Source organism: Alicyclobacillus macrosporangiidus CPP55, assembly GCF_000702485.1.
Lineage (GTDB): Bacteria > Bacillota > Bacilli > Alicyclobacillales > Alicyclobacillaceae > Alicyclobacillus_H > Alicyclobacillus_H macrosporangiidus_B.
On the sequence record NZ_JNIL01000001.1, the window covers coordinates 3980738 to 4006395 of the forward strand.

General features: G+C 57.2%; 22 protein-coding genes and 1 pseudogene. 19 read left to right on the forward strand and 4 right to left on the reverse strand.

The window, feature by feature from the left end:
• The first annotated feature begins 20 nt into the window (after nucleotides 1-20).
• On the forward strand, nucleotides 21-275 hold the full coding sequence (locus N687_RS24190) for a hypothetical protein (RefSeq protein ID WP_156040237.1): 255 nt from the start codon (nucleotides 21-23) through the stop codon (nucleotides 273-275).
• A gap of 73 nt (nucleotides 276-348) precedes the next feature.
• On the opposite strand, the gene N687_RS24195 is transcribed toward N687_RS24190, so the two are convergent.
• Nucleotides 349-918, reverse strand: a complete 570-nt coding sequence (locus N687_RS24195) for a hypothetical protein (RefSeq protein ID WP_156040238.1) — start codon at nucleotides 916-918, stop codon at nucleotides 349-351.
• Between the two features lie 581 nt (nucleotides 919-1499).
• Here N687_RS24195 and N687_RS0119835 point away from each other — a divergent pair.
• The 8 genes from N687_RS0119835 (at nucleotide 1500) to N687_RS0119865 (ending at nucleotide 9379) form a co-directional block, all read left to right on the forward strand.
• Nucleotides 1500-3980 carry an ATP-binding protein gene (locus N687_RS0119835; protein WP_029423498.1) on the forward strand — a complete coding sequence of 827 codons (2481 nt, stop codon included), beginning with the start codon at nucleotides 1500-1502 and terminating at the stop codon, nucleotides 3978-3980.
• 347 nt (nucleotides 3981-4327) lie between these two features.
• Nucleotides 4328-5125, forward strand: coding sequence for a hypothetical protein (locus N687_RS0119840; protein WP_029423499.1), 798 nt, complete (start codon nucleotides 4328-4330; stop codon nucleotides 5123-5125).
• 18 nt (nucleotides 5126-5143) lie between these two features.
• Nucleotides 5144-5872, forward strand: coding sequence for a hypothetical protein (locus N687_RS24200; protein ID WP_156040239.1), 729 nt, complete (start codon nucleotides 5144-5146; stop codon nucleotides 5870-5872).
• 801 nt (nucleotides 5873-6673) lie between these two features.
• A complete protein-coding gene (locus tag N687_RS23550) occupies nucleotides 6674-7063 on the forward strand; it encodes a gamma-glutamylcyclotransferase family protein (protein WP_081841597.1) in 390 nt (129 codons plus the stop codon).
• Nucleotides 7060-7524, forward strand: coding sequence for a hypothetical protein (locus N687_RS0119850; RefSeq protein WP_029423501.1), 465 nt, complete (start codon nucleotides 7060-7062; stop codon nucleotides 7522-7524). Before N687_RS23550 ends, N687_RS0119850 begins: the two co-directional genes overlap by 4 nt.
• A 28-nt stretch (nucleotides 7525-7552) precedes the next feature.
• Nucleotides 7553-7810, forward strand: a complete 258-nt coding sequence (locus N687_RS21650) for a hypothetical protein (protein WP_035462550.1) — start codon at nucleotides 7553-7555, stop codon at nucleotides 7808-7810.
• Nucleotides 7811-7814: 4 nt separating this feature from the next.
• The gene (locus tag N687_RS0119860) at nucleotides 7815-8495 is read left to right on the forward strand and encodes a ribonuclease H family protein (protein ID WP_029423502.1); all 681 of its coding nucleotides are present in this window, start codon (nucleotides 7815-7817) and stop codon (nucleotides 8493-8495) included.
• Between the two features lie 53 nt (nucleotides 8496-8548).
• On the forward strand, nucleotides 8549-9379 hold the full coding sequence (locus N687_RS0119865) for a transposase (RefSeq protein WP_029423503.1): 831 nt from the start codon (nucleotides 8549-8551) through the stop codon (nucleotides 9377-9379).
• Nucleotides 9380-9538: 159 nt separating this feature from the next.
• On the opposite strand, the gene N687_RS0119870 is transcribed toward N687_RS0119865, so the two are convergent.
• On the reverse strand, nucleotides 9539-11014 hold the full coding sequence (locus N687_RS0119870; protein ID WP_035462553.1) for an IS5 family transposase: 1476 nt from the start codon (nucleotides 11012-11014) through the stop codon (nucleotides 9539-9541).
• A 109-nt stretch (nucleotides 11015-11123) separates the two neighbouring features.
• The gene (locus N687_RS21655; RefSeq protein ID WP_197029343.1) at nucleotides 11124-12242 is read right to left on the reverse strand and encodes an aminopeptidase; all 1119 of its coding nucleotides are present in this window, start codon (nucleotides 12240-12242) and stop codon (nucleotides 11124-11126) included.
• A gap of 252 nt (nucleotides 12243-12494) precedes the next feature.
• On the opposite strand from N687_RS21655, the gene N687_RS22630 reads away from it, so the two are divergent.
• The 10 genes and pseudogenes from N687_RS22630 (at nucleotide 12495) to N687_RS0119930 (ending at nucleotide 25025) form a co-directional block, all read left to right on the forward strand.
• Complete coding sequence (locus N687_RS22630) at nucleotides 12495-13895, forward strand: ArdC-like ssDNA-binding domain-containing protein (protein ID WP_051663493.1); 1401 nt, start codon at nucleotides 12495-12497, stop codon at nucleotides 13893-13895.
• A gap of 93 nt (nucleotides 13896-13988) precedes the next feature.
• Nucleotides 13989-14996: a DUF2653 family protein gene (locus tag N687_RS24205; RefSeq protein ID WP_231493649.1), complete on the forward strand. Its 1008-nt coding sequence runs from the start codon at nucleotides 13989-13991 to the stop codon at nucleotides 14994-14996.
• A 97-nt stretch (nucleotides 14997-15093) separates the two neighbouring features.
• The gene (locus N687_RS22635; protein ID WP_051663494.1) at nucleotides 15094-15969 is read left to right on the forward strand and encodes a hypothetical protein; all 876 of its coding nucleotides are present in this window, start codon (nucleotides 15094-15096) and stop codon (nucleotides 15967-15969) included.
• 547 nt (nucleotides 15970-16516) lie between these two features.
• The gene (locus N687_RS0119905; RefSeq protein ID WP_029423508.1) at nucleotides 16517-17890 is read left to right on the forward strand and encodes a hypothetical protein; all 1374 of its coding nucleotides are present in this window, start codon (nucleotides 16517-16519) and stop codon (nucleotides 17888-17890) included.
• Between the two features lie 474 nt (nucleotides 17891-18364).
• Nucleotides 18365-20338, forward strand: a complete 1974-nt coding sequence (locus tag N687_RS24550) for a hypothetical protein (protein ID WP_029423509.1) — start codon at nucleotides 18365-18367, stop codon at nucleotides 20336-20338.
• A gap of 112 nt (nucleotides 20339-20450) precedes the next feature.
• Nucleotides 20451-20948, forward strand: coding sequence for a GIY-YIG nuclease family protein (locus N687_RS24555; protein ID WP_029423510.1), 498 nt, complete (start codon nucleotides 20451-20453; stop codon nucleotides 20946-20948).
• 54 nt (nucleotides 20949-21002) lie between these two features.
• Nucleotides 21003-21281 (forward strand): annotated as a pseudogene (locus N687_RS24975) (Bro-N domain-containing protein); the annotation flags it as partial.
• Between the two features lie 3 nt (nucleotides 21282-21284).
• Nucleotides 21285-21644 (forward strand): hypothetical protein, encoded by a 360-nt coding sequence (locus N687_RS24980; RefSeq protein ID WP_231493659.1) that lies wholly within the window; start codon nucleotides 21285-21287, stop codon nucleotides 21642-21644.
• A gap of 435 nt (nucleotides 21645-22079) precedes the next feature.
• Nucleotides 22080-24719, forward strand: coding sequence for a hypothetical protein (locus N687_RS0119925; protein ID WP_029423511.1), 2640 nt, complete (start codon nucleotides 22080-22082; stop codon nucleotides 24717-24719).
• A 90-nt stretch (nucleotides 24720-24809) separates the two neighbouring features.
• Nucleotides 24810-25025 carry a hypothetical protein gene (locus tag N687_RS0119930; RefSeq protein ID WP_029423513.1) on the forward strand — a complete coding sequence of 72 codons (216 nt, stop codon included), beginning with the start codon at nucleotides 24810-24812 and terminating at the stop codon, nucleotides 25023-25025.
• A gap of 18 nt (nucleotides 25026-25043) precedes the next feature.
• Here N687_RS0119930 and N687_RS24220 read toward each other — a convergent pair whose 3' ends face one another.
• Nucleotides 25044-25610, reverse strand: a complete 567-nt coding sequence (locus N687_RS24220; RefSeq protein ID WP_156040242.1) for a hypothetical protein — start codon at nucleotides 25608-25610, stop codon at nucleotides 25044-25046.
• Nucleotides 25611-25658 lie beyond the last annotated feature (48 nt).

Below are 25658 nucleotides of genomic sequence, written 5' to 3' on the forward strand. Positions count from 1 at the left end.
GTGAAATGGAGGTTGTACTGATGTTTACGACATTGAGATTCGAACATCGTTGGTTACAACAAGATAAGGTTGAATGTGTTGTCTACAACGGGGATCGCCATGTCGCCACAGTGATCGTAGATTTAAACGAAGATTCTGTCACCATCGTTGATGGCGATTTCTCGAGTATCCCTGAAAACCTGTCGCTTCAGAGGAAACTTCGAAAAAATCACACAGAGTTATATCTGGACGCAATAAACAAAAGTGTTAGAAATTGGATTCAAAAGCAACATTAGCGCTGTGGCCATAGTTATAAGACGATACCCCACCCAAAGTAATTTGGGTGGGGTGTGTTCGTGTAGCCATCGGTTACTTGATATTCATACTCTGCTTTTCGTCCCACATCCCCCATGAATCTTCATACGTCCAAAATTGGCCGAAAAGCTCAATTGTATGGGTTCCTCCCTTGGAGAACGTGTGTTCAAATTGCCCAGTACTGGAAGGTAATTGGGGGTAATAAACTTGTCCGTCTTCGAAATCATCGTCCCACTTCGCATACATATCTACCTCAGAATAGTACTCACCATCGTTCATTTGAATTTGCCAATCGGTTACCATGGTGTGGTTTCCTGCATCGTATGAGCACATGAACAGGGAAGACGATCCGTCCGACGAATCAAATTCCTTCCAACCTGTATTCGGATATCCGTTGGCACCGCACCCTCCTCCAGACGTCGGTGTATTAGTGGTTGCTTCTCCGGAAGGCAGTGGTGTTGAGCTACCCGAATTGGATGGATTGGAGTTCGGTGTTGAGTGACGAACTGTAAAATACGTTGACGATGAAGGTTGGGGCAAATTCGTTCCTGCAAAAGCCACGGGTGTACCCAGCAAACAGACCGATGCAGCAGCAAGCAGTACTTTTCTAACTGATCGGATCATTATACAGTCCCTCCATGATAGAGTTGCCGGACGTTCTGGGTAGCTCTTTTATTTGATGTCGATTCCTAATGTACGTAAAAATAATAACGGTACCATTATCGTTAGAACATAGGTCAAAGGTCTTGCGTTTTATTAATCATTGTTTTAGTATATTCAAATTATAAATAGAAGTTATATGATAATCTTGTCGAGTCTATACCTCGAGTTTGACAGTATCTTTGTCAGGACAAGAGTTTGTGGGTGCAAGTGTGCACTAAACTACACTAACGGCCCCCATTGGGGGATGGATGGCGTTTCACCGGCAGACGTCGCTCCGTTGTCCTCGGGGATATCGTTCTCTGGATGGAGACGGTGTGCCTTCGGATTCCGTCCTTCTTGACGACTGGTTTGTCATTCGTGAGGTCTATCATCTTACTGGGCTTCGGGGTGTTCAACGTGTACGTCCGCGGAGTGCTACGAGGTTGTTGACCCGATCAATTCGCTTCGGGATATTGGCTTAAACGACAGGTGTAAACACCTGTCGTCTCTCTTCTCCCCGTAATTTGCCCTTCATCCCCCCCAATACGAGAGGGGGCTTTTTCATGCACACGCACTTTTGGCACGACAACATCCTGTTCCTCGACAACGGCATGGCATACGGCGTGTACCGGCTGCCCGCGTTGCCATACGAGAACCAGCCGGAAGCCGTCAAGCGCAGCATCTACCGCCAGCTTGAGGTGTTGTTCCAAACGTACCGTGGCAGCGGCCAGATCCTGAGCGTCGCGGTGCCGATTCCAGCGGAGGAAGTGACTTCGCGCATGGCCGCCTTCAGCAAGCATCCGTATTGGCGCGCGCACATGGACCTGGTGGCCGAACAACTGCGCGAGCATCCTTCGTTTGAGCGTCTGACGTTCCTCATCCTGCCGCTGGCTTCGCCGCTTGCCGCGGCCTGGAGTCAGGTTTTGGACCGACCTGACCGGATTCGAGAGCGGGTCGCCGATCAGTTCCTGCGGTTCTGGGGTTACACCAAACGCAAGGTGGCACGGGTGGGGTCTCCCGTGTTGACCAAGCACGACATCGAGGCGGCGACGCACGCGGAACTGCGCACATTCAACCGCCTGCAGGCGGTCATCCCGGCGCTCGCGAGAGCCATGCCACATGACCTGGAACTGTTGCACCGCGCGCCGTATTTTCGCGGTTTGGCGCCGTGGCCGGTGGTGCTGCCCGATCCCCTGCCTCGTACGGTGACTATCGAGGGCGGCGAAGTGGTGATTCGGCCGCGCCCGATGCGCCTGGCGCTCGCCTCGGCGGCGGTGCGGGAGGACACCTTCCGGATTCGGGTGGAGCACAGTGATAAGCGGGTGTCGTACCAGTCGGTGATGGCCGCGGCGAGCATGCCGGAGCGGCTGGAGGCCATTGGCGACGAGTGGCTGTATCTGCCCTTGGAGAAGTTGAACTTCCCGGTCGACGCCTGTGTGCACTTCGAGATCCTTTCCCCGCAGCGAGCACGTGAGATCGTGTACCGGCGCAAAAAGATCGTGGCCGCCCAGGGCGAGGAATACGCGCAGGCGGGAGACGTCCCGTGGGACATCTACGACGGGCTGGAGGACGCGCAGGCGCTGGAGGCCAAACTGAAAGCGGGTATGGCGTTCGCGGTGTTTCATGCGTTCTTCGCTGTCGGGGCGGACGGCGAGTTGGAGATGCTGCGCCGGGAGGAGCAGTTGAAGGAGAAACTACAGGGGGCCATTCAGCTTGTGCACCCGCCGGGCGATGCCCTGAAAATCTGGCAGACGTTCTTTCCGGGGCAGTCCGGGGGCGTGGACAAGGCATGGTCGATCCCGGCGGACCCGACGATGCTTGCGGCGTCAGGTGCCTTGGGCACAGCGCAGGTGGGCGACCCGGCGGGGATGTGGTTTGCCAAGATGGCACATAGCGGCCGGCCGGTATGGGTGAACTGGTTTCGGGCAATGCAGGAGTTGAATCGAAGCGGTGCGGCGGCGTTTGTCGGGACGCTGGGCAGCGGCAAGTCGGTCGGGATGAAGTACGCAGCGGACACGATGCTGCAGTGGAACGCGATGGGCGCGGTTGTGGACCCGAAGCAGGGCGAGTACGGCGCGTTGGTTGGGTTGTGGCCAAATGAGAGTGTTTGGTGGACGTTTGGCGCGGGAAGTGACCTGCGCTTCTCCCCGTTCCGGCTTGGGCGCGACGCGAGGGAGTCCAGACTTATCGCGGAAGGGTTCCTGAGTGTGCTGCTCAACGTGACGACTCGGCGCGAGGACCAGCGGGCATCGCTCGTGCTGCAGCGGGCGTTGGCGGCGCTGTACGAGGGTGAGAAGTGGGACATGGACCACTTCCTGCTTTGCCTTGACGCCGAGCGAAGGGACGAACAGCGTCGGGAGGAGGAGCGTGACGTTGCGGATCTGTTCCTTGGTCTGCTTGAGCACTACCGTGACGGTGAGACGGGCCGTGCGCTGTTCGGCAAGGATGGCGAGGACAACGTAATGGACGACCGGGCGCGGTTGGTGGTGGCCTCCATCATGGGGCTGGAATTCCCGGATCCGGGCAGCGTGCCGGACGCGTGGCGTGATTCGCAGCGGTTCGCGGTCGCGATCCTGTACCTGGTGACGCAGATCGCGTTCCGACGCTTGGTCATGGCACCGCAATCTGTCAAGAAGTTTTTCGCGGTGGACGAGGCATGGATTCTGCGTTCGATCCCGGAAGGTCGGGCGCTTCTGAACCGCATGTTGCTTCTCGGCCGGTCGATGAACCTTGTCCTGATGATGGCGGTGCAGAACCCGGACGTGCTGTTGCCGAGGGAAGAGTCGGAGAATGACGACGTGTCGGCGAGCCTGGGCTGGTGCTTCGTAGGGCGCATCACGTCGCGCGCCCAAGTGCAGCACGCGGTGCGGCTGCTCGGCCTGCCAATGGAGGAGGAAGCGGACCTGAACCACTACGTTGAGGTGTTCCAGGCGTTTGAGAAGGGCCGTGGATTCCTGCGCGACCCGCTGGGGCGGATCGGCGAGGTGCAGATCGATGTGGTGGATGAGGGGTTGTTGAAGGCGTTCAGCACGACGCCGGAGTGACGTTCTGAGCAGACCACCTGTATATTGTTTTCACGTGTACAGTTGGCGTTGATCTCCAGGCGAGTGATTGCCAACGTCGAAGCACAGGTGGCGTCGTTCGTGGAGCATTCCGTTGTGCAAATCATGTCGACGTTGTTGGCTCCATGCGACTACGGACGCTGGTCCTGCGGCTCATTAGAGTGTTGCCGTGCGTTGCGGGCGGAACCACGACCGCCGCCGTTGACAGTTGCATAAGAATTTGGCGATAACCGTTCGGAAGGCGACTAGAGGATAGGTCGACCACAAGGATTTTTAATTCTGTCGCAGAAGATATATGATGTTGTCAAGAAGGCGGAGGGGACTTATCTGTGGATATTGTAAAAATATTAAAACGTTTTTGGTGGGTTGTCCCCACTTTGCTTTACTTGGCATCGCTCATTATCAATGTTTGTTCCAGTGGGCTCAGTAAATTAGTGCAGCCCGTCGGGATCGCAATGATTGTCGCCATCGTGCAAACACTTAGTACTAACGTTCCGTTGTTTCGAAAATGGATCAGATGGATGAAGTATTTTATGGGGTTTGGACATTTTAAGCTGGATGCGACTGCTACATTTAGCGTTGTTGGCATTGCACGGCTTTCTGGCGAGCAATTCAGACAAATTGTATTCAATGCCCTTCATCCTTACGTCGCAAAGATAACCAAGGAGAAAGCTGTGGAACTTACGACTGATAAACATGGTCGATTGTTGCTATATTGCGATTATTTTTCCATGTATATTACAGTCGATCTGGCGGATGCTGACGAGGATGCAGAGGACGGTCAACCCATTGAATGGCTGACAATCAGAGCGCGTACTTCATTGCGATATCGAACCTTAAGAGATGCCATAAACGGATTTCTGATTGATTTATTCTCCGAGACAGGTCGGAGTTTCTCATCGAGTAATGAGAAGTATGTAATTAAGGTGACAGTAGAAGGGGTATCTAAGAACTTTATGAAACAGCAGTTTGTCAAAGAATTTGACCCTGACGAGATAGAAAAGTTTTTCATTCGCATAAACAAACCAAGAGGATTTCAAGAAGCTACTGATACTGAGCTCCGCATTGTAACCACCAAACGAGACGAGATTTCTAATGCTGTTTCATTGTTGCTTAGAATTTCTTGAGGTTGGGGGAGAGAAGACATGCCTGCATCGATTAAGATGTACAAAATCGTCGAGTTTCCAAATCAATTGCCTGTAGAATCCGCACAAGTAAGTCCTGGTATTGGGAATGTGACATTTATTACAAGGGTTACCTCTTTAGGGCGAAGCGAGTATCCCGATAAGAACTTAGAAAAGTGGCAAATCAGGCATGATATCGGGGAAGAATTTCGCGGAAAGGGATACATTGAAGATGGGTCACAATACGACATTGTTGCCGTCTCAACATCAGAGATATTTCCGTGTTTCGTGGAGGAACGGGAGTTTCTTTATACGTCAGGAACGAAACGAACTGTTTCAGAACAAGCTTTGCGTAGATTGCGAAGATACCCAAACTCAGATAACAAGCTGATTGCACAGCCAGTTCGTATCGATCTTATAGGATTGAAGGACAGAATTAAGAACAATGAAGATGCCATCATCCGTGGAGGATGGTTTCGTGGTATGCAAATAGAAAATGTTGAGGTGGCATATCTGGGTGGAGGCTCTGTGGTTGAAAGTGATGACTGGGATAGGTATGAAAACAGCGGAGGAACCATTTCTGCCTTACGATTGGATTTCCCAACAATCGATGTAGAAGAGGAGTCAATTAAAATTTTAATTACACGTGACGGAAATTGCGTGGTATACCGTTCTAATATTACCGAATTACACTTGCTTCAAATCACAATGCCGTTATTTGACTTGGCAAGGGGATTTTTAGAAGCTTGATGGCCGGTATAGAGAATTGGTTGTCATTATGAAATTCGGTAGGTCGGAAACTACGGGCGTCGGCACCACTTCTGTGTTGGGGCCGCTTTTTTATTCGGACGCGTGACGTGTAGTAACCGCATACTGATACGCCACCCCATTTTTCTCACATACAAACCATACCGTATCCTCGTCATCGCTGTCCACATTGAGCCAAATCGGCGCGCGAACTCCTGCATGATCTATTCTGCGACTCGACGATGAAATTGGTAAAAGTGCTTCACACCGATGACATCGTTGCTCCAGGAAAGGATGAGGTGTTGAGGAGGCTACGACAATCACTGCCTGCTATCTACTTGCCCCCTTCATGAAAGGAGGCTTCATTATGCCATCGGTTTAGGTATACCTACCCGGACAATCCCACCCTTACTCCAGCAGACGTTCCGCCGCACCGGGAGGACTATGAGGTCATTGGCGTGTTCAACGCCCGTGTAGCGGAAGTGGCGGACGAAGTGCTGCTGGTCTTGCGTGTTGCCGAGCGTCCCCGCCCTCCCCAACCGGACGCCGTTTGTGTCCCCGTCTCGTCATCCGTATGCACTACGGGGTTGCGGATACCGCGCTGGCCTGCGCCGAGTTGAGTATGTCGGAGATATTGGACGCGATGAGTTGAACTGTGGCGCGACGGCGCCCCGTTCGCCTGACTGAGAGACTTCGGGGCCGAGCCCCAGCGGGTTCGGTCCGTTTCTATTCTATAGGTCTTTACAAAAACACCAATAAAAAGTATCTTGATGCTAGAACAGGAAATTAGGGGGAGACGATGTAATGGATTCCGATCATGTCGTATTCGTGTACGGAACGTTGCGAAAGGGCCAGGGCAACCGCCGGGTCATGGAGCCGCATCTGGTGCGCGAGTTGGGCGCGGGATGCATTCCGGGAGAGATGTACGATCTCGGCGCGTACCCGGCTGTGTCGCTGAACGGAGACGGTGTAGTGGTGGGCGAATGGGTGGAGGTGACGGACGACGGACTGGCGGCGCTGGACAGGCTGGAGGGTTATCCGCGCTTCTACGACGGAACGATGGTGAGGGACTTAAACGGCGCGGTGGAAGGGTGGTTTTACCACATGACAGGCCGTATTCCGGCCGGCGCTCCGCGCGTTGACAGTGGCGACTGGGTTGCCTGGTTGCGGTCGCGGAAGGAGGTGCGGGTATGAGGCGGATTCCTTGGCCGCTGATCCGGGGACTGAATTTCATCACGCTGTTTGTATTTGTCGGCTTTGTCGCGCTGTCGATCCACTACTGGGTGATCCCGATGAATTCACCGGAGTTGCCTGGATTCGCCCGCCATACGCCAGGGCGGTGGGTCTTCTATCTGTTCCTGACGTTCTTGTTCGCGTTAATAGCCTTGGTCTACACGGGGATGTTCTGGAAGGGGCTGGCGCGCCTCATTGTACGCACGGGACAGTTCACGTTGCGTACGGCTTGGTGGATGACGGTACAGGCGCTCCGTGGTGTGGTGTTTGTCGCGTGCGCTGCGGTGTGGGCGGTGCGGAGTGGTTGGATCGCCGCCCGTGACGCGGTTCGGAAGCGGAGGATTGCGCGGATGCCGAAGGGCGAGACGATTGACGTCGAGGCGGAGTGGCAGGACGAGGAAAGCGACAAACGGTGCGCGTAAAGCGCGTCATGCAAGAGGGAATGGCGCGATGAAACTGAAAGCCTACAAGGTACAATTGGCTTGCGGTTGCTGTGATGCGACAGTGTATTTCAGTTCGGACGAGGAAGCGGCATTTGCGCGTGCTGGACTTTCATCCGTTGCTACCATCGTCGATGAAGCGGGACAAGTTGTTGAAGAGGTCGATACGTTCTACGGCTGGCGGCGCACCGGGGAGCCGAGACGTGGACTGGAGTATCTGTGGGAGCGGGCATTTGGACGACCGGATGACGAGGAAACCGGGGGATGATTGAATGCGGGTCTTTACAGATGCCTCTTACGACGAGAAGGCCAAAATCGCGCGCCTGGGCGTGTTCGCGATGGATGGATTGCGGACGGAGCGGACAGGGTTGTTGCTTCAGCAGACGCCGGATTCGACGCTCGCAGAGCTGTTGGCTGTCCTGACAGCGATCCATGTCGCTAACGACCAGCAGTGGAAGGTGGAATCAATCTGCTTGGACAGCCAGAGCGTCGTCGGCCTAATCCAGCGCAATGAACTGTCGTCCCTCTGCGCGCGGCTGCCAAACAGCATACGAATGGACGTGCAACTGTTGCCGGTGATCCATCGCTTGGTTCCGATTGAGCACGTTCCAAGGCACCAGAACGTCGCGGCGCATGCGCTCTCGCGCGAGCCGGTGGTACAGGCGGCGGTGTTTTCGGAGTACCTGAATTCGCTCAGTGCGGGCCAGCCGTGTCTCCGATTCCTACTGCAACAAGGCGAACTGCCTAAGGACAAGCCCACGCAGGCGAGCGTCTTCTTGCAGCCGACAGCGTTCGGGTTCTTTCTGGCGCATGAGACATACGCGGTTGATGCGATTCATCGCCGGTGCACGTGTCCCGAGTTCGCGGCGTCCGGCAAGTGCGCGCACGTCGAGGCGGCTGTGCGGGCGATGAAGGACGCGATGGTGGAGGATGAAAGGAGAGCCGTGCACTGACGCTGGTGTGATGGACCGGAGCGGCGGTATACTGGTGACAAACGGAGGTCACGATGAGACTAGCGAGAAATGCAAACGACATCGTTGCGAAGCATTTGACGGGCGCGGTGCCAAACGGTGCGCTCGAAGTGATCGGAATCCACGATGCGAACGTGGTGCGCGCGCTGCCGACGGAGATTCCAAAGGTCGAGGTGCGGCAGGAGTACACCGACGTCATGTTGGAACTGGACGACGGTCGGCTGTTGCACATTGAATTCCAGACATCGCGCGAACCCGCCTTGTATCGGTTTGCCGCGTATGATGTAGCGATAGCGGAGCGTCACCGGCGCAAGGTGCGGACGGTGGTGCTGTACACCGGAGATGTTCACGAAGCGCCGTCCCAGCTCGATGCTGGGAGTTTCCAGTACAGCGTGGAGAATGTGTACTTGAACCGGTTGGACGGCGATGCCGCGCTGGAGACAGTCAAGCGGCACCTGGACACCGACGAATGGACAGAGCGGGATCGGGTCCGGTTGTCGTTTGCGTTCCATATGCGTTTCACGACGAGGACGCGGGACGAAGCGTTTGAGGACATCGTGGACGTGGTGCGGCGCGTGCCCGACCGGGACGAACAAAATTATGTGGCGGCATTGATTCTGGGGTTCAGCGCGCGGGTTCTGGCGCCGGAGCAAAAGGAACGGCTCAGGGAGGTGTTGAGGATGACGGATCTGCTGCGGGAGTTTGAGGAGGAGTTGAAGGAGAAGTGGATGCAGCAGGGCGAATTGCTGAAGGCAAAAGAGATTGCAGAGCGAATGTTCCGCAAAGGCGCATCCGTTTCCGACGTGGTGGAGTTGACGGGGTTGTCAGAGGTAGAGGCGGAGGAGATTCGGAAGAAGATCAATTGAGGTCGTAACATCCGTGAAACTTAACGGCGCGTCGCCCATTCCCGGTGGGCGGCGCGCCTTACTGTTAATTCAATTATTCGTCCACAACCCATGTCGAAACAAGGCGATGCGTCGGCCGTCGGGGGTTTCGCCGTCGATATGTAGGGTCTGCTGAACAGGTCACGAGTTCGCCAGAGCAGTTGAGATCGGACAGCGCTCGAACCACGCAAAAACAAGGTACAGAAGAAGGCGGAGTCGCCGCTCCAAGTTCATCACCAGCAGTTGCAGCGCGATAACCGTCTCGCTCGTGGCCCGCAGACGCGCCCGAATCAGACCCAGACCGTACAAACGCTTGCCTTCGCCGAACTTCCCTTCGATTTCGTTTCGTTCCGCTGCATCCTGTCTCTCAATCCGTGCCTGTTCTGCCCGCGCCGTCTTCGAGGGCCGACCCAGCGGAGGTCCACTCAGGCGAATGCCACGCTCTTTGCAGTAACGCAGATTCTCCCGACTCCGGTAGGCCCTGTCGGCCAGCACGGCTTCCGGATAATGGCCATACCGCTCCCGGTAGGCCTCCACTGCCGCCTGCAGGGTATTGCCTTCGTGAAAGCTGTCCCAGTCCAACCGCTCCAGCCTTGCGTACCCGTTCACCACACTGATTGCCACCTTCGCACCAAACTCCACGTTGGCGCGCACCTTGCCACGAACAATGGGTCGCACATGAGGTTGCGAAATGCTGACGATTCGGTCCTCGATGCGTCGGGTCTTCCTGCGGTACATCTCTTCCTGTTGACGATACAGTTCCTGGATGACCAACAGCTGACGGTACTGCCGAGCGCTCAGAGCTCCCAGCCCGACTTCCTCCTTCAATTTACCGATGATGCGCAGGTCCCGTGCGACAAACCGCAGCTGCTTTCCAATTGCCTTACGCAGTACACGCGGGCTCACGCGACGCTGCTTTGCCACTGCCAGGTACGCTCTGCGCGCCTTCTCCCGATAGGTGCGCGGCTTGCACCTGCCACGCTCACGCACCGCATGCAGAACGTCAATTATCTTCTCCAATTTCTCACGGGCCTCGTTCAGAAGGGACAGGTTGGTCGGGTAGGAGATGTCCGCCGGCGCGCATGTGGCATCCAGCAGGAGCTTACCTTGGTTCGCGGTTGTCTGCGCCTTTGTCCTGGGCTTGGAAGTGGCATTCACACCCGGTTGCCCAGGACCTGCATCATCTTGGTCATCCGAATCATCATCGCGCTCGGCCTGCTCCATCACGATCCATTCATTGACCTGACTCAACACGTCCGGACCCAGTCGCTTCCGAAAATGCGTCATCAACGACGGATGAAACGGTGGGTCTTCTTGAAAACGCGGCAGCCCGATGAAGTATTGCAGATACGGGTTCTCCGTGATCTGGCGGACCGTTTCGCGGTCGCTCAGACCCAGACGTTCCTGGATGATGAGTGCACCAAGTGCTACACGGACGGAGTACGCTTGTTGTCCCTTCGTCCAGGACTTGAAGCGCTCGCCGTAGTGCTCTTCGACTTTCCACCACGGAATCATCTGAGCGAGTTTTACCCAGCGGTTTTCCTTGTTCAACTTCCCACCAAAAGGCAGGAAGAACTCATCCGGAAGCAGCATCTGTCGTTGGGTCGGTCGATACACTGGCAATCCCTCAGGTGCAAGGATTTTGACGGATTTCAGCGAAAATCCGTGCATGAGATTTCGTCACGACAGGCTAATAATCCTTGTTGCTACTGGTCTTATCAACTGTTCAGCAGACCCTATGTAGTTCATGTGAACCGACCATAAAGTCCACATGCACCTGGCTACGATTGACCCCGTGTGCAGTCCGTTCGTCCGGGGAGAGATTCATCACGCGCGGCAGACAATTGGGGTACGCCGATCCAAGAGCTAGGTGGCACGAGGCGTTTTCGTCAAACAGCGTATTGTGAAACACGACACACATCTGCGTGATCGGTGAATCTTCGGGAACGAGTGCAACTTCTCCGAGTCGTCGTGCTCCCTCGTCCACAGCCAACAGGTAGTCAAGCGCCTCTTGGCCTCGCTGCGCCCGCGCCTCAATCACTTCGCCACCTCTGAGGACGAGTTCCATGCCTTCAATCACTTGGTCGTTGTAGTGAAGCGGTCGAGTCGCGCGTACCGTGCCGTCGACACCTGTCCGGTGCGGCACGGTAAACACCTCTTCCGTGGGGATGTTTGGAACAAAGCGAATGCCGTTTGGATCTGCGACATCACCGCCCAGCCAAATGTGGCCGTCGGGTAGTTCGACAGTCAGATCGGTGCCGGGGCCTCGGAAGTACAGTCGACGGAGGCGAAATTCATTCAACCACTCTATTCGTTTCTTGAGACGCGAAAGGTGGCACTCCCATTCTACGACCGGATCATTGTTTACACGGCTCGCCTGGAGGATGCATGCCCACAGCCGCGCCTGCGCCTCACCCGGTGGCAGATTGGGGAACACGGCGGTAGCCCAGTTCTCACTGGGCCAACCGACAATAGCCCAGCGAACGTCATAACACCGGACAGCCTCACGGTGGCGGGCGAGTTCTTCTCTCATTGCAGCCGCGAACAGCGCGCTACGCTTGGGATCCACATCGGACATAAGACCGGGATGAGGTGAATGGATGGTGATCATCGTGGCGCGCTCTGTCGTCGCAGTGTCGTACAGTAACTGGCGCCCTGGTGTCAGGCGGCGCAGTTCATGTTCCGGGGCATGCAGAAGTCGCAGCTTGTCCACATATGGGGATTCCCAGTCCACTTCGACTCGCCGTGCGCCGCAAGCATAAGCACGTGCGACGATGGAGCGCACCAAAGGTTCGGCTTCGGTGCTGCTGCGGACGAGCAACCAGTCGAGACTGTAGGTCGACACCGACGCGCACGGCGAGGTCGGCGTAACGATCCAATTCCGGCTGATCTGGATACCAAGACGATGAATTCATAGTAAAACTCCTTTCTCGACGCTTCTTATTATCATACATTATTTTGGTGTTTACGGTAGACCTTGCATGTAAAGGACGATTGCGTTCAACTTGCAGCGCGCCGCTTGGTGGAACGGCACTGTTTTTGCCATGCATCCCGCATCTCGGTGAAGCCAAACATCCTTCACCGGGAGGGAATCGAGATGAGCAACTGCCTACGTTGTTTCAGAAAGTTATTGGCGGTGCCGAGCATCCGGCGCGGCGTCGGGCCGGTGTGCGCCAAGAACCTGCGCCGCGACGCCGGTCTGGAGCCGAGGATTCCAAGGGGCTGGAGCGCGCTCACGGACGAACGTGTGCAGAGGTTTTTGCGCAGGCCGTTGGTTCGCACAAACGTGCCCGACGAACGGGCGCCGCTGATAACGACGCAGGGTGCGATGCTACACTTGGCGCCTTCGATCCGGCCACTGGAAGAGTACTCCGCCGAGGAATTACAGGAAGCGGCACAGAGGGTCCCGAGGCACCAGTACGCCGCGTTTGCTGACGAGCCGTACCGCGGCCCGAACAAGGAACTGTACATGCGGGCGCGGGCAATGGGGCTGAGTGAGAGCAGCGCCGCCCAATTGGCGGATCGCGGAGCCTTGTCCACCGGGGCAGCAGCAGTGGATACTGACGAAGCGCCGCTTCAGGACGAGCCGTACGATGCGTCGGCGCTCGATCTCGGCACCAAGGAGCAGGCGTTCGTCACGCGCAGTAGGGACGAGCGAGTTCGGCAGGCGTATGAGCGGATGAATCGGTTGCTGGATGAACTGTACGACTCGGACAAGTTCCGGGAGTATCTGAAGTTCGTCGCGTCGATGCCGCGGTACAGCTTTCACAACCAACTGCTCATCTTCAGCCAGCGTCCGAACGCGACGCTTGTCGCCGGATACAAGAAGTGGACCGAGATGGGGCGACATGTCATGCGAGGCGAGAAGGGGATCAAAATTTTCGCGCCGTTGTTCAAGAACGTGGAGGAGGCGGACGAGACCGGAGAGACGGTGGTGGTGCGGCGCCTGTCCGGGTTCAAGCTTGTGACGGTGTTCGATGTTTCCCAAACAGAGGGGAATCCGTTGCCGACGCTAGACGTGAACATGAACATTGAGGGCGACCGGCACCAGGCGCTGTATGATCGTTTGGCGCGGGTGGTGAGCCGCACGATCCCGATCAAGCACTTGCCCGAGGATCAGATGGACGGCGCGCGCGGATGGTACGATCCGCTTACCGGAGAAATCGCGTTGAGTGAAAAGAACACTCCGAACCAAAACGCGAAGACGCTGATCCACGAGTATGCACACGCGCTGCTGCACACGTCCGACGCCGGGCGACGACTGCCCCGCCAGCAAAAGGAGGTCGAGGCCGAGGCGGTGGCGTTCGTCGTATGCGAGGCGTTCGGGTTCGACACGTCGGACCAGAGCGTCGGGTACGTGGCAGGCTGGAGCGGTGGGCACAAGCGGCTATTCCGCGAGAGTATGGAGCGGATCACACGGACGGCGCGTCAAATCATCGAGGAGATCGAACGCGAGTCCGAGGCCGAGGCGGAGCGGACGCGGAACTTCAGCGCTTGACGGCAACGGATTGCGCAATCCCACGAATGGCCGAATCCGAGGCTGGTGGGCTGTGCTATCATTGCGCGGTGAGGGAGGGTCGATTTCGTGCAAATGCGCCGATGGGTTTTGACGATGGCCGCATGTCTGCTGCTCGTTCAGCCGACGGTGGCTGACGCAGCCACTTATCGAGGTGGAAGCACATATTCGTCAAGGGTGTCGAGTCATGCGACGTTCAGCGGTGGAGAGTTCGGCTCTGGTTCCGCATACCACTCAAGCTACACCACCCCGTCTTCTAGCACTGGCAGTGTATCGGGGAGCCGGGCTACAACCGGGTCGAGCGCCGGAACGACGGTGGGGTCCGGTTCCTCGTACCGTTCCGGGTACACCGCTCCGTCTTCGAGCGCTGGTACGACAGCCGGTTCGAGTTCCACGTATCATTCCGGCTACCAGTCGCCGTCGCCAAATGTCCGGACGCCCACTTCCGGGTACTCGTCCGGCACGGTGCAGAGGCCGTCGCTGTCGGCCGGGCACGTGGCGGCATTCGGCGCCGGGATGTTGCTCGGCAGCATGCTGCATCCGTTCGGCTGGGGATGGTCGGCACCGTACACCGCAGCGCCGGCATACGCTTCCGGGGTGATCGGGGCAGCGCCTGCGGGGATGGCAGCGGCTGCTTCGGGGTGGTCATGGGTCGGCACGATCCTTGACTTGATTTTGTTGGCCGCCGTGGTGCTGGCTGTCGTGGCACTGGTACGGCGTCGTCGAAAGAAGCGCGCGGGCGTGTTCGCCACAGTGTCGTCGGGCGCGGCGGGTGATTCGGGGGCTGGTATGGCGATGTACCTGGACGAACAGGCGATGGTCGATGCCTGTTGCGAATACGTCGCGCGGAGGGAAGGCTGTCCACCACAGCAAGTCGAGGTTGACCTGCAGTTCGACAATGGCCGGTTTGCGGCGGATGCAAGAATCGGCGGATGGCGGCACCGGCACCTGAGTCAGCAGGATTTAGTCGACGCCGTGGCGGAGTTTGTTGCGGAACGGGAGTCCGTGTCGCCGCACCGGGTGCGGGTGGATTTGCAGTTCTCGGAACAAAACGGGGTCACCGCGGATGCCGTGGTGGTGTAGGGGAAGAGAGTTCAGGGCGCCGTCAGAGACGGCGCTTTTTTTGTCCTGCAAGCCTCCGACGAATGAAGAAACATTGCTCACAGGAGGCTGAAGCGGCGTGAATGCGGACGTGTTGTTGGAGGTCCGAGAGCTGCGGGACCGTTTGTCGGATCGGGTGGACGTGTTGAACAAGGTCAAGGCGTTGTCGCTGCTGCCGGACGACGTGAATGCGACGGTCGAGATGGTGGCGGGCTACTACGAAGTGCACCGGGACGCGGTTGAAGAGGTGATTCAAAATCATCGAGGGGAATTGGAATCTGACGGACTTCACGTATTACGGGGGCAAGAGTTGACAGAGTTTGTCTCCGGTATTTCACCGGAGGCAAGGTCTGGAATTGTGTCTCCCAAAGCGCGTTCGTTGACGCTGATCCCCCGTCGCGCAATCCTGCGAATTGGGATGTTGCTGAGGGACAGCGTAGTGGCCAAGACGGTGCGGTCGTATTTGCTCAACGTCGAAGAGGAAGCGCGGGCGTCTGCGCCGCAGGTTGTGGCCCGAGCTGTCAACCGCATTTCGTGGCGGAACATTGTCACCGCTGTCAGCCAGAAGAAACGCCTCTGCAAACTTTTGGGCGTGTCGGACGGGACGGCGGCGCTCGTCGCGGTGTCGCACACAGAGCAGGAGTTCGGAGTTGATTTGAGCGAGTTCAAGCGGCTAGTGCGCGAAGACGATACGGAGGAGACGTATTCGCCCACGGAGCTTGGGCGTAGAATGAATCCACCGATGTCCGGCAAGCGGATGAACCGGCTCTTGGCGGAGGCGGGACTGCAGCGCTGGGACGAGGCCGATAGGGAATGGAAGCTTACTGATGCGGGCAAGCGGTACGCGAAGTTGATGCCGGTTGAGATTTTCCACCCAAATCGGCGGGTTTCGACGACGAAGTACGTCATTCGGTGGAAGGCGTCGGTCTTGGAGGTATTGAGGAGACGTGTTTGAGGGCTTGCGGTTATGGACGGAATAAACAGGGGCGTGGTAGAATAACACTGAAAATGGCAGGAGGGTTAACCCCTCCTGCGTTGGGAGTGCGGCCCCGCCTTGGCGCCAACCTTGCGGCGGGGTTCGCCATTTAATGCTCTGATGATTTCTGCGACAGCGTAGCCCACACGAGCTAGCCCCCACAGAAACACCGCGAGCATTAAGGCGATGTCTCGCAGCATCCCTATCACCCCCTTTCGACAAAGGGGGTGGCAGAGAGAGGTTTGCCCCTCCCACGGAAATTCTATCGCAGATTTCATTATTTCTCAATAAATGGTTGATTTCGCTTGCAAGGCGGATGGTCGTCCACAAGAATGCGTGGGCGGCCTTTTTCGTTTTGCCGTGCTGGCGCCATAATGATGACGAAAGTGTGCTTAGAGGTTTTGGGTAAACAAAGGATATTTACATACAAATGGAATAGTAGTATACTGTAGCCATAAAATACGAGAGCAAATAGACGGTCTGACGTTTGCCATACAGCACGGCCCTACATAGGAGGGGATGAAACATGAAGACCAAACTCGGAACACTTCTAGCGGGAAGCGCTGCGATCCTCGCCACGACTTCCTTCGTTCCACAGGCGATGGCGGCGACCGCGAAGGCGCAGTACGCGACGAACATCATCTACAACGGCGTGGTCGAGTCCTCGCCGAAGCACACTGTTGCCCCGGATCCGTGGGGTGGAACTTCGACAAGCTGGCTGCCAGTGTGGTACGTGTACACCGCGCTGACGCAGGCCGGAATCCACACCACGTGGGACGGCGTGCGCGGTGTGTTGTCGATGACCGTGCCGGATGGGATGAACGTAGATCTGACGAACCTGCCGACGAGCGGCAAGGTGACGCCGCAGACGATGGCGGTGCAGATCAACGGCAAGACGGTGCTGTACGCGCCGCGACTTGCGGCCACGGACCCGGCCAGCGGTCTGCCGACGACGTATGTGCCGATCTACTACCTGGAGCTGGCCGTTAAGCGGCTCGGAATCACGCCGGGGTGGGACGGCACCAACTGGACGATGACCGTTGGCAATCCGTCGGCCGTGACGCAGCAGGATATGGCGGATCAGATGTGGGCGGCCTTCAATGCCACGTCGAACTGGGACATTGTGAAGTACGCGACGATGCAGGATGCGGGGGTGACGCCCACCACCGCTCCGGTGACGGCGGGCGATATTGCGAACTGGCTTGCGAAGTGGGCGGCGGCGTCGAAGGGCGTTACGTATGCGGGGCAGTTCCATCCGTATGACCTGCAGTACGAGGCGTCCAGTGACCCGTTCACATGGGCGCGGATCAACGGGCTGTATGACGGAACCGCCGTGTCCAGCGCGAGCGACCAAATCACCACGGATGAGGCGGCGCAGATCATCGACAACCTGAAGTGGTGGCTGAACGGATACAAGGTGAGCAACGGGGTCTACACGTTGCATGTGCCGTTCTATAGCAATTGGCTTCCGTGGTCCGCACTCGTTGCTCACAATCCAGTTCCACTGTCCAAGTATCAGGACGGTATAGCTCAGGCGACCAAATACTTCGACCAGGTTCAGGTCTGGGGTAACTCGGACTGGTCGAAGATTTACGTTAAACTGCCGGATACGTCCGGGACGAATGTGACGTTGGGGGTAGCGGCCCACAACTTCATTTACGGAAATATGGCCGGGTTGTATCCGCCGGGGCCGGACCACGGAGGTACGACGCTGACCATCTCCAACACCAACGGGAACTACGGGTTCATGCTGAAGGTGTTGACCATGAACGAAACGTCTCTTGGAGGGATTGGGTTTACTGTCGGTTATCACGATGATAGTAACGGCTCACCTGACTTCACGAAACCATTTGATTTCGGTGCTGGCCAAGACCTCAATGGACAAAGTATTGGAACATGACTTCCGGATCTTGTGCCTCCTGCAACCGGGCAGGGGGCTTTTTTCTTTGCCCTGCAAGTCGCAGTGTGATGGAGGTGATGTCAATTGCTTGGCAGGAGACGACGGCTTGCCGCCGCTTCCGCGCTGACTGCCGCGCTGTTGGCGGAATCGGTGGCGACGCCAGCATACGCGGATAATCTTGGCGTGTTCTATTACGATGCTTCCGGGGGTTACTACGCCATCGGTGGGGGCGACAATTTCAGTGTAAACCCTCCGTCCACGCCGCCTCCTGGGTGGCAGAATTTCTGGGGGAACGTAAACATTGCTTTCGCCCAAGCTAATGGGCGAAACATCCTCCAGATTGACACTCAGAACGCGTCAGCCAACAACGGCTACTTGGCGATTTATCAGGGGGATGTCGCGTCGTGGGTGAATAGCCTACAGGGAAATTTGGACTTCGTACAGGCACAGGTACAACGACAGGAGTTCAGCATAGTGGATACAGATACCTGGAGCCTAACCCACCTCGTCCCCTTCGCCACCGTGGCCAACGAATCGGGAGCCACAGTCTCCGATTCCGGGTTCACTGCAAACGGCGGAACGTACACAGATCCAAGCACAGGGAAGACCTACCCGACGTACAACCACAACTTCACGGTGAACCCGAGCGCACCGCCCACGGCGAACAGCATTTCGGCGACAGTGAACGGCAACACCGTCACCCTGCACTTCAGCAACACCGTGCCCCTGTGGTACCAATTGGCCACGCACCACTTCGACCAGATCACGATCCTCGATTCAAATGGGCAGGTGGTGTGGCAGCCGAGCGACACGTCCAACGCTGGCGTCACGAATGTTCAGGTTGAGAGCGGGAGTCAATATTCCAACCGCGTGGACGACATCACGCCGTCAGTGACCTTCCCGAACGGGACTTACACAGTCACCGCCTCTGTTTGGGATGGCGTTGACCGACAGAGCAACACTGTGACAACCACGTTCACCGTGGGCAGCGGCGGTTTGGGCGGTGGCGGTGGATCCGGCGGCGGTGGTGGCAGCGCAGGTAAGGACAGCATTGTCCTGACTGCGAATCCGACGAGCTTGCCGGTCGGACAATCCTCCACCCTGACTGCCACAACGGGCGGGTTGTCCAACGGCCACGCTTGGGGGATTGAGATCGTCGATCAGGGCAGCGACCGAACCATCGGCGGTTCCAACCAAGCCTGGTCGGACATGAACGTCACGTCGTTCAATGCTACGGCCACGTCGCAGAGTCCTCTGACTGACACGTATGTCGCGTACCTGATTGACACCGTGACGTGGCAACAGATCGCCTCCAACACCGTGACGGTCACCTGGAATAATTCAGGAGGCGGCAACGGCGGAGGCTCGGATGGCGGTTCAGGCGGTGGTACGGGCGGTGGCGGTGGATCAGGTGGCGGCGGATCTGGCCAATGTCCGGCGCCATACGATTCGGACGCGCACTGGGTGAGCCTCGGGAACGGGGACGAAGAATTGGTCTGGACCCGCCATGACCCGTACCCCATCTACCAGAATGAACAGCGATGCACGACGGACGCCAACGGAAACCAGCAGTGTACCACCATCCGGGTGTTTGTCGGGTGCGGGGACAACACCACACAGAAGACGCAAGTCTACCGGCATTCGGTGACCAACGGTCAGATCTCCGGGCTGTCCTACGACCCGGGCACGCCGACCAACATGTGGATGCCGGTACCATCGTGGCAATGGGACCCGGCTCAGTGCCCAGGGCTTTTCTGTGACCTGTACCAACGGCATGGTTGGACCGGGTGGGAAGTGGGCGGACCCAACGCCAACCAGATTTCCAGCGATGTTTGGGTGAACGGCCAACTGTTCCACACCTACGGCCCGCCGATTGGCCAGCAGACACCGACGGTGTGGGTGCGCGTCGATGGCGGGTTCGGTTTCCGGTACGTCTGGACGGGTTCTCCGCACGCCATTCCTACAAGTGGCACGGTGACGTTCACGATGACGAATCCGGACGGCGGGAGTATCACGTGGACGAAGCCGCTGATTCTCAACACGGAGACGTTGCAGACGCAAGGGACTAATCTCCTGGGCCTGGACGAGCCTCCGCCGCCCGCGTCAGAGGTGTTCAGTTGCTGGACGGACATCCCGAAGGGCGTGTATAAAAACGGCCAGCCGGAGGAGGCGGCGTGGAGCCTGAGCAACGATCCCGCGACAGCGTTCGCGCAGGGGGCGCACATCTCTTTCACGGTTACCGTGAACACCTCGGCTGGTGACTTTACGGTGAGCGCGCCGAATGTGGCGAGCACGCTAGGAGTGCCTGCGTGGTGGTATACGCGGATCGTGGATGACAGTCTGTTGCAGCAGGCGCAGGCGCCTCAATCGTACAGACCGCTCGGGATGATTTACAGTGACCCGTCGCTCGGGATTCCGCCGGGCAACAGTTCGAGACTTGGGTATTGAGATGCGGCCGCTCCGCTGAGAACGCGGGGCGGTTTTATTTTTGCCTTCTTGCCATGCAAGACGCGGATGAATGAGCGGGGAATCCGTAGGAACCTTGGAGGAGGAGATTCGGATGGAACGCTTGATTCCGTTCGAGTACAAGGAGAAGTCTGTTCGGGTCGTGATGGTGGATGGTGAGCCGTGGTTTGTGGCTGAGTCAAATGCTCAGCTCAATCAACCCCCGTTCAATAAGATGCGTGATTATTTAGGGTTTGTGTATGTGGTTGAGTACGGCTCTTTCATCAAGATTGGCAAAACGCAAAACCCACACCAACGGATGAAGTCCATCAAATCAGTCGGTCGCAACTACGGTGACACAACAATTGGCCGAATTCTTGTGTCTCGTCCTCACACCAACTTCAACGAGAATGAACGGAGCATCCACGAAGCGTTAAGTCACCACAGGGTACGAGGAGAACTGTTCGCCATGACCCTGGATGAGTTCATGGCAGGTAAATTTGGGCTGACATTCCGAGATGACGTGGAAATGCTCCGCAAAAGGACGGAAGCTCATGTGAATGTACTCAAGGAATTGCTTTTTCCCGAATTGGTCACGCGAAATGGCAGGTGATTTAACTTGGAACGATACCTTAAACCATTCTTTTTCGGAAGATATGAGGTACGCGTGATTATCCGTGACGGAGAACCTTGGTTTGTGGCCACAGATGTGTGTCGTATCCTCGACTTCGATACGAGTCTCGCGGTAAATGGCCGAGAGCGTGTTGATCGGGATGGGAACATGTACCGAAGTGGTGGTCTGGATGAGGATGAGAAAGGTACTGACATTGTCAGTACCCCTAAGGGGCCACAGGAAGTACTGACTGTTTCTGAACCTGGACTGTACTCGCTCATCCTGAAAAGCCGTAAGCCTGAGGCCAAAGCATTTAAGCGTTGGGTCACGCACGAGGTGCTTCCGTTCATTCGCAAGACGGGGCGGTACGACGTTCCTGGCAGCACAACGGGCAACGACCACACAGAACAGCTCAAAGTTCGACGGCTCGCAATCATGGAGATGAACGCGAAGACACGGCAGGCGAAGCTGCTATTCGACACGGCGCACCGGTTTCGGGATCGTTTGTCGGACAAGGCCATCGAGAGTGTGCTGGCGGTCGGCGCGAAGTTGTTGACGGGGCTAGAGCTTATCCCGCTCCCCGCCACGGAGAGAATGTACACGGCTGCGGACATCGCGGCGGAGGCGGGCGTCACTGCTAATATGGTTGGTCGGGTCGCGAACCGGTACGGATTGAAGACGCCGGAGTACGGATAGTACGTCTTAGATAAATCACCATACAGTGACAAACAGGTTTCGGCGTTCCGGTACAACGAGCGGGGAAGGGAAAAGCTGCTCGGAATCCTGAGACGGGAGTTGGCTCAGGAGGAGGAAGAATGGCCGCTCCGCCATCGACGGGGCCGCTTTTTCATTTCATTTATGGATAAACTTTGTACGTATGCCGCCAAGGTGTCGTAGAGTGCATTCAGAAGGGGCGCAATGCCCGCTGGAACCGACGCGACCATACGAGAACTGAATCTGCGGTCGGTGGAGTCAGGTGAGCTTGCCGCGCGTTTCGCCATCAGAACAATGACGGGTCGCGCGGTTTTGTTTTGTGGCCGGATTTGCCCTGCACCTCTCCCGTGAGTGACGGGTATGAGCGGATGAGTAGAATGTTTAGCCCCGATTTCGGAGAAAAAAGAGGTGACTCCGTTGGGCACTGAACTCTTCACCGCGCCCAATCCGCCGTTTCCCGGCTGGCAGAACCCGGCGCCGAACGTCTACACGTTCACGCTTCCGGCGCAGGGCTGGTGGAATACATTGTTCGGTGGCGGGGCCATGAAGGAGCTGGCGAACTTCCTGGCCAACCTTGTCATGCAGGCCGTTGCCTGGGTCATGCACCTGGCCATTTTGCTCGCCGCCCAGTTCAGCGACCCGGCGTGGGTGGTCAATCCGGTGGCGGACAAAATCGGCACCGTCTTTCAACTCGGGTACAAGAACGTGTTTGTCCGGCTGCTTCCGTTTCTTGTGCTTGCGACGGCGCTGTACGTCGTGTGGCAGTTTTTGCGCGCCCGGCACACGAAGATTCTCACAGCCGTGGTCAGCACGGCCCTGTCCGGAGCGCTCATCTACGTGTTCTTTTTCAACTTCGCGCCAGCGTTCAAGACGGTGAACAACCTCGCACAGGCGGTGACCACACAGCTTGGAACGGCGGTCGAATCGACGGCGGGCCTGCAAGCAGGCACCCTGTACGATGCGCTGTGGAACGTGTACGTGCTGGAACCGTGGGAGGCGGCGCAGTTCGGGCACGCTTCGCAGAACCTGAGCGACTTTGACGTATCGTCGGCGGCGGTGGGTCAGACGTACACCAACGACCAAGGTCAGCAGCAGACCATCGGTGCAAACGACAACTGGGTCAAGCTGTTCATGACCAATACGACCGATCAGGCGCGGCAAAGCCTGCTCGGAGCCATAACCAGCGTCCCGCGGCCGTTTGCCAACTCCAGTTGGACGAGCCAGGACGTGCAGAACGCGAACCCGTACGACAATATCGTGTTCTTGCTCGTGATGTTGCTGCTTTCCATACCCTGCCTTGTGTTCCTAGGGATGATGGCATTTCTGCTGTTCGCGCTGGCATTCATGTTCCTGCTCATGGTGTTCCTGGGCATTGTGACGGTACCGGTGGCGTTCGTTCCCGAGGTTGGGTGGTTCGTGACGCTGCGCTGGCTGCGGGAGGCGGCCGGGTATCTTCTGCTGCGTCTCGCGAACGTGGTGTACATGGCGGCGACGTTTGCGTTGGCGCAGATCGTCGTCGGCGCGGTGGCGGTGACTGGGGACGAGTCGTCGCTGGTGCTGGCGGCGCTCACGAATGCGCTGGTGTTTTTGGCAGCGCTGTTGTTCCGAGAGAAGGCGTTTCACGCGTACATCCGGCCACACGTCGAGGCGGTGCAAGGGATCGAACGAAAGAACGAGAACGAAACCCGGCCCGAGGCACAAGGCGGCGACACGCGAGAGGAACGTACGGCGGACGGGGCGAACAGGCCCCGACGCGGAACCCTTTCGGGCAGGTTTCGCACAGAAAGCGGGGCGACGGCCGAAGGTGTCGGCATGTCCGGTATTGGGGCTGCCGCTGTGACAGCGAGGACAACGGGCGCTGGAGCGACGTCGGCCACGGGCGCAGGGGCGACGCGGCAGAAACTCGCTGCGGCGTTCGCGACGATGGTCGACAAGGCGCGTAATCCGAGTCGTGCGTCGACGTGGCAGGAGCGGGCGCAAAGCCGTGCAGACCGCCTGATTGCGCTGGAGCGTGCGGCACATGGGAGGACGTTGGATGCGTTGGCTCACGGCGGTAAGCAGGCCGTCAGAGCCGGTCGGTCGCTTTACGACTCGGCGTCTTCGTCTGCCGAGTTAAGCGATTTGCCGGGAGATCCACCGCCTTCTGAGACCCAGGCAACCGGCGAGGTGGATGCCGCGGTCGAGCAAGGTCAGGCTTTGCGGTCAGAGTTGGAGAATCGAACGCTGCGCCGGGTGCGCCAGAGACTGGAAGAAAGCGAAGACGACAGTCGCTCGCTGTCCGAGGCGTTTGACGGAGCTCCTGCGGCAAGCGTGGACGTTGACGGCGGACAGGAGCGGCCTGAGGGTCCTCAACCGAGCACGGTGGTAGATCAGCTTGCCGAACGTGCAACTGTGCGACGTATGGAATCCCGGACGCCGGATGAACCGGCTGGGCGGGGTCCGCTGCAACCTGAACGGCCTATGCGCACCAGTGTTCCGATGCCGGAGCGACCAGACGCCGAGCTTGAGGATCACCACTTGGCCGAGGGCTTTTCGATGCCACAGCCGGGCTCGGACACGACAAGAGGCGTGGAGCCGCCTGAGCCGGTTCGCGATGAAACGACTTTATCAGATCGGCAGGAATCCGGCGCAGCGCTGCAGACGAGCGACGACGAGGCCGCAAGCAACTGTGTTGGCAGCGCGCAACGACGCAACAGTACGTTGCAGACCCCGGCGCGCTCCGGCCGCGAGGAGACGGAGTGGCGTGATCATGAGCGGCGCGGCACGGAGACTGAGACGTCGAGGCTGGGGGATGGGTTTGGAGTGCCCGGTGTTACCGGGGCTGAGAACGTGACCACGGTGCAAACAGGGCGCACCGGGAACGGGGCGGTGCAGCATACGGAGCGTCCCGGTTTACCGCAGGAGCAGGGAGGTCAATCATCGGAGACCCCAGCTCGCCCGACGCCCCGTTCGTGGCAGAGACAGCAACCCTACATGCTGCCACCGGATCCGCGCGGGCCCCGACCGAAAGATACAAAACAGTTGCGTGGCTCTCGGTCTCCGCGGCCAAGATCGTAAATACATGGGTTGCCCTACACCCCTCCTTCGCTTGAAAGGAGGGGTTTCTTTGAACCCACTCTACCCAACAGGGGAAGGAAGTAGGCTGCCATGGTGATGCGTGATTGGTACTATGGTTTCGTGTTTGCCTTGACCCCCATGGTGTTTGGCGGGGTCATGCTTGGCATGTCTATCTGCATTCACTATATCCGTAATCATGAATGGGAGCTTCCGGATTGGGGAGAAACAACTTTTTCGGTGGGATTCTGGACTACGGTGGTGGCATTATTGATGTTTCAGTTTATTATCCCGTTCATTGCAGGTTAAACAGGTATCTTCATTTTTTCAGGGTGGCGATTTAGCACTTCTTTCTGATTCTACAAGTTCTATTGCTGCGAGATGAAGTTTATATCTGAAGTACCTGATTGAAGTAAACATATTGATTAGAGCCATGTTTATGTACAGATACGCCATCAATGGTAACAAAACCTCTAATAGAAAACCCGCAAACTCTAACCAGGTTTGGATAGTGTTTGTAAGACTGCTAGGAAGTTTTTGTACAAGAGCGAAAATGATTGTAGCAAAACTAACTGGTGAAACGAATTTAGAAAATTCCTCTGCACCTGTGGTGGCATTTTTGAATACGGTAAAACCCAGTACATTTTTGGATTCAACAGCTTCGACGTCAAGGGAAATGTGCTGCTTGCACAATGCCAATTCCACATCATTTACATTGCGATAGAGCACGTAAAGCTTCTTGATGGTATGGGGAAACCTTTTTTTGTTCGAAGCGAAGGAAAACCGCATATCTTTTGGAGCGGGTTTCAATTTCTTTACCAATTGACGTTCAATTTGTCTGCATGAATTAGAGTAGAAGGTGACATAAATGCTAGAAATAATCGTTAACAGCAAACCTCCTGAATCCGTGACAGGGTACCTGTCGAGCACTCATGCGGCGTT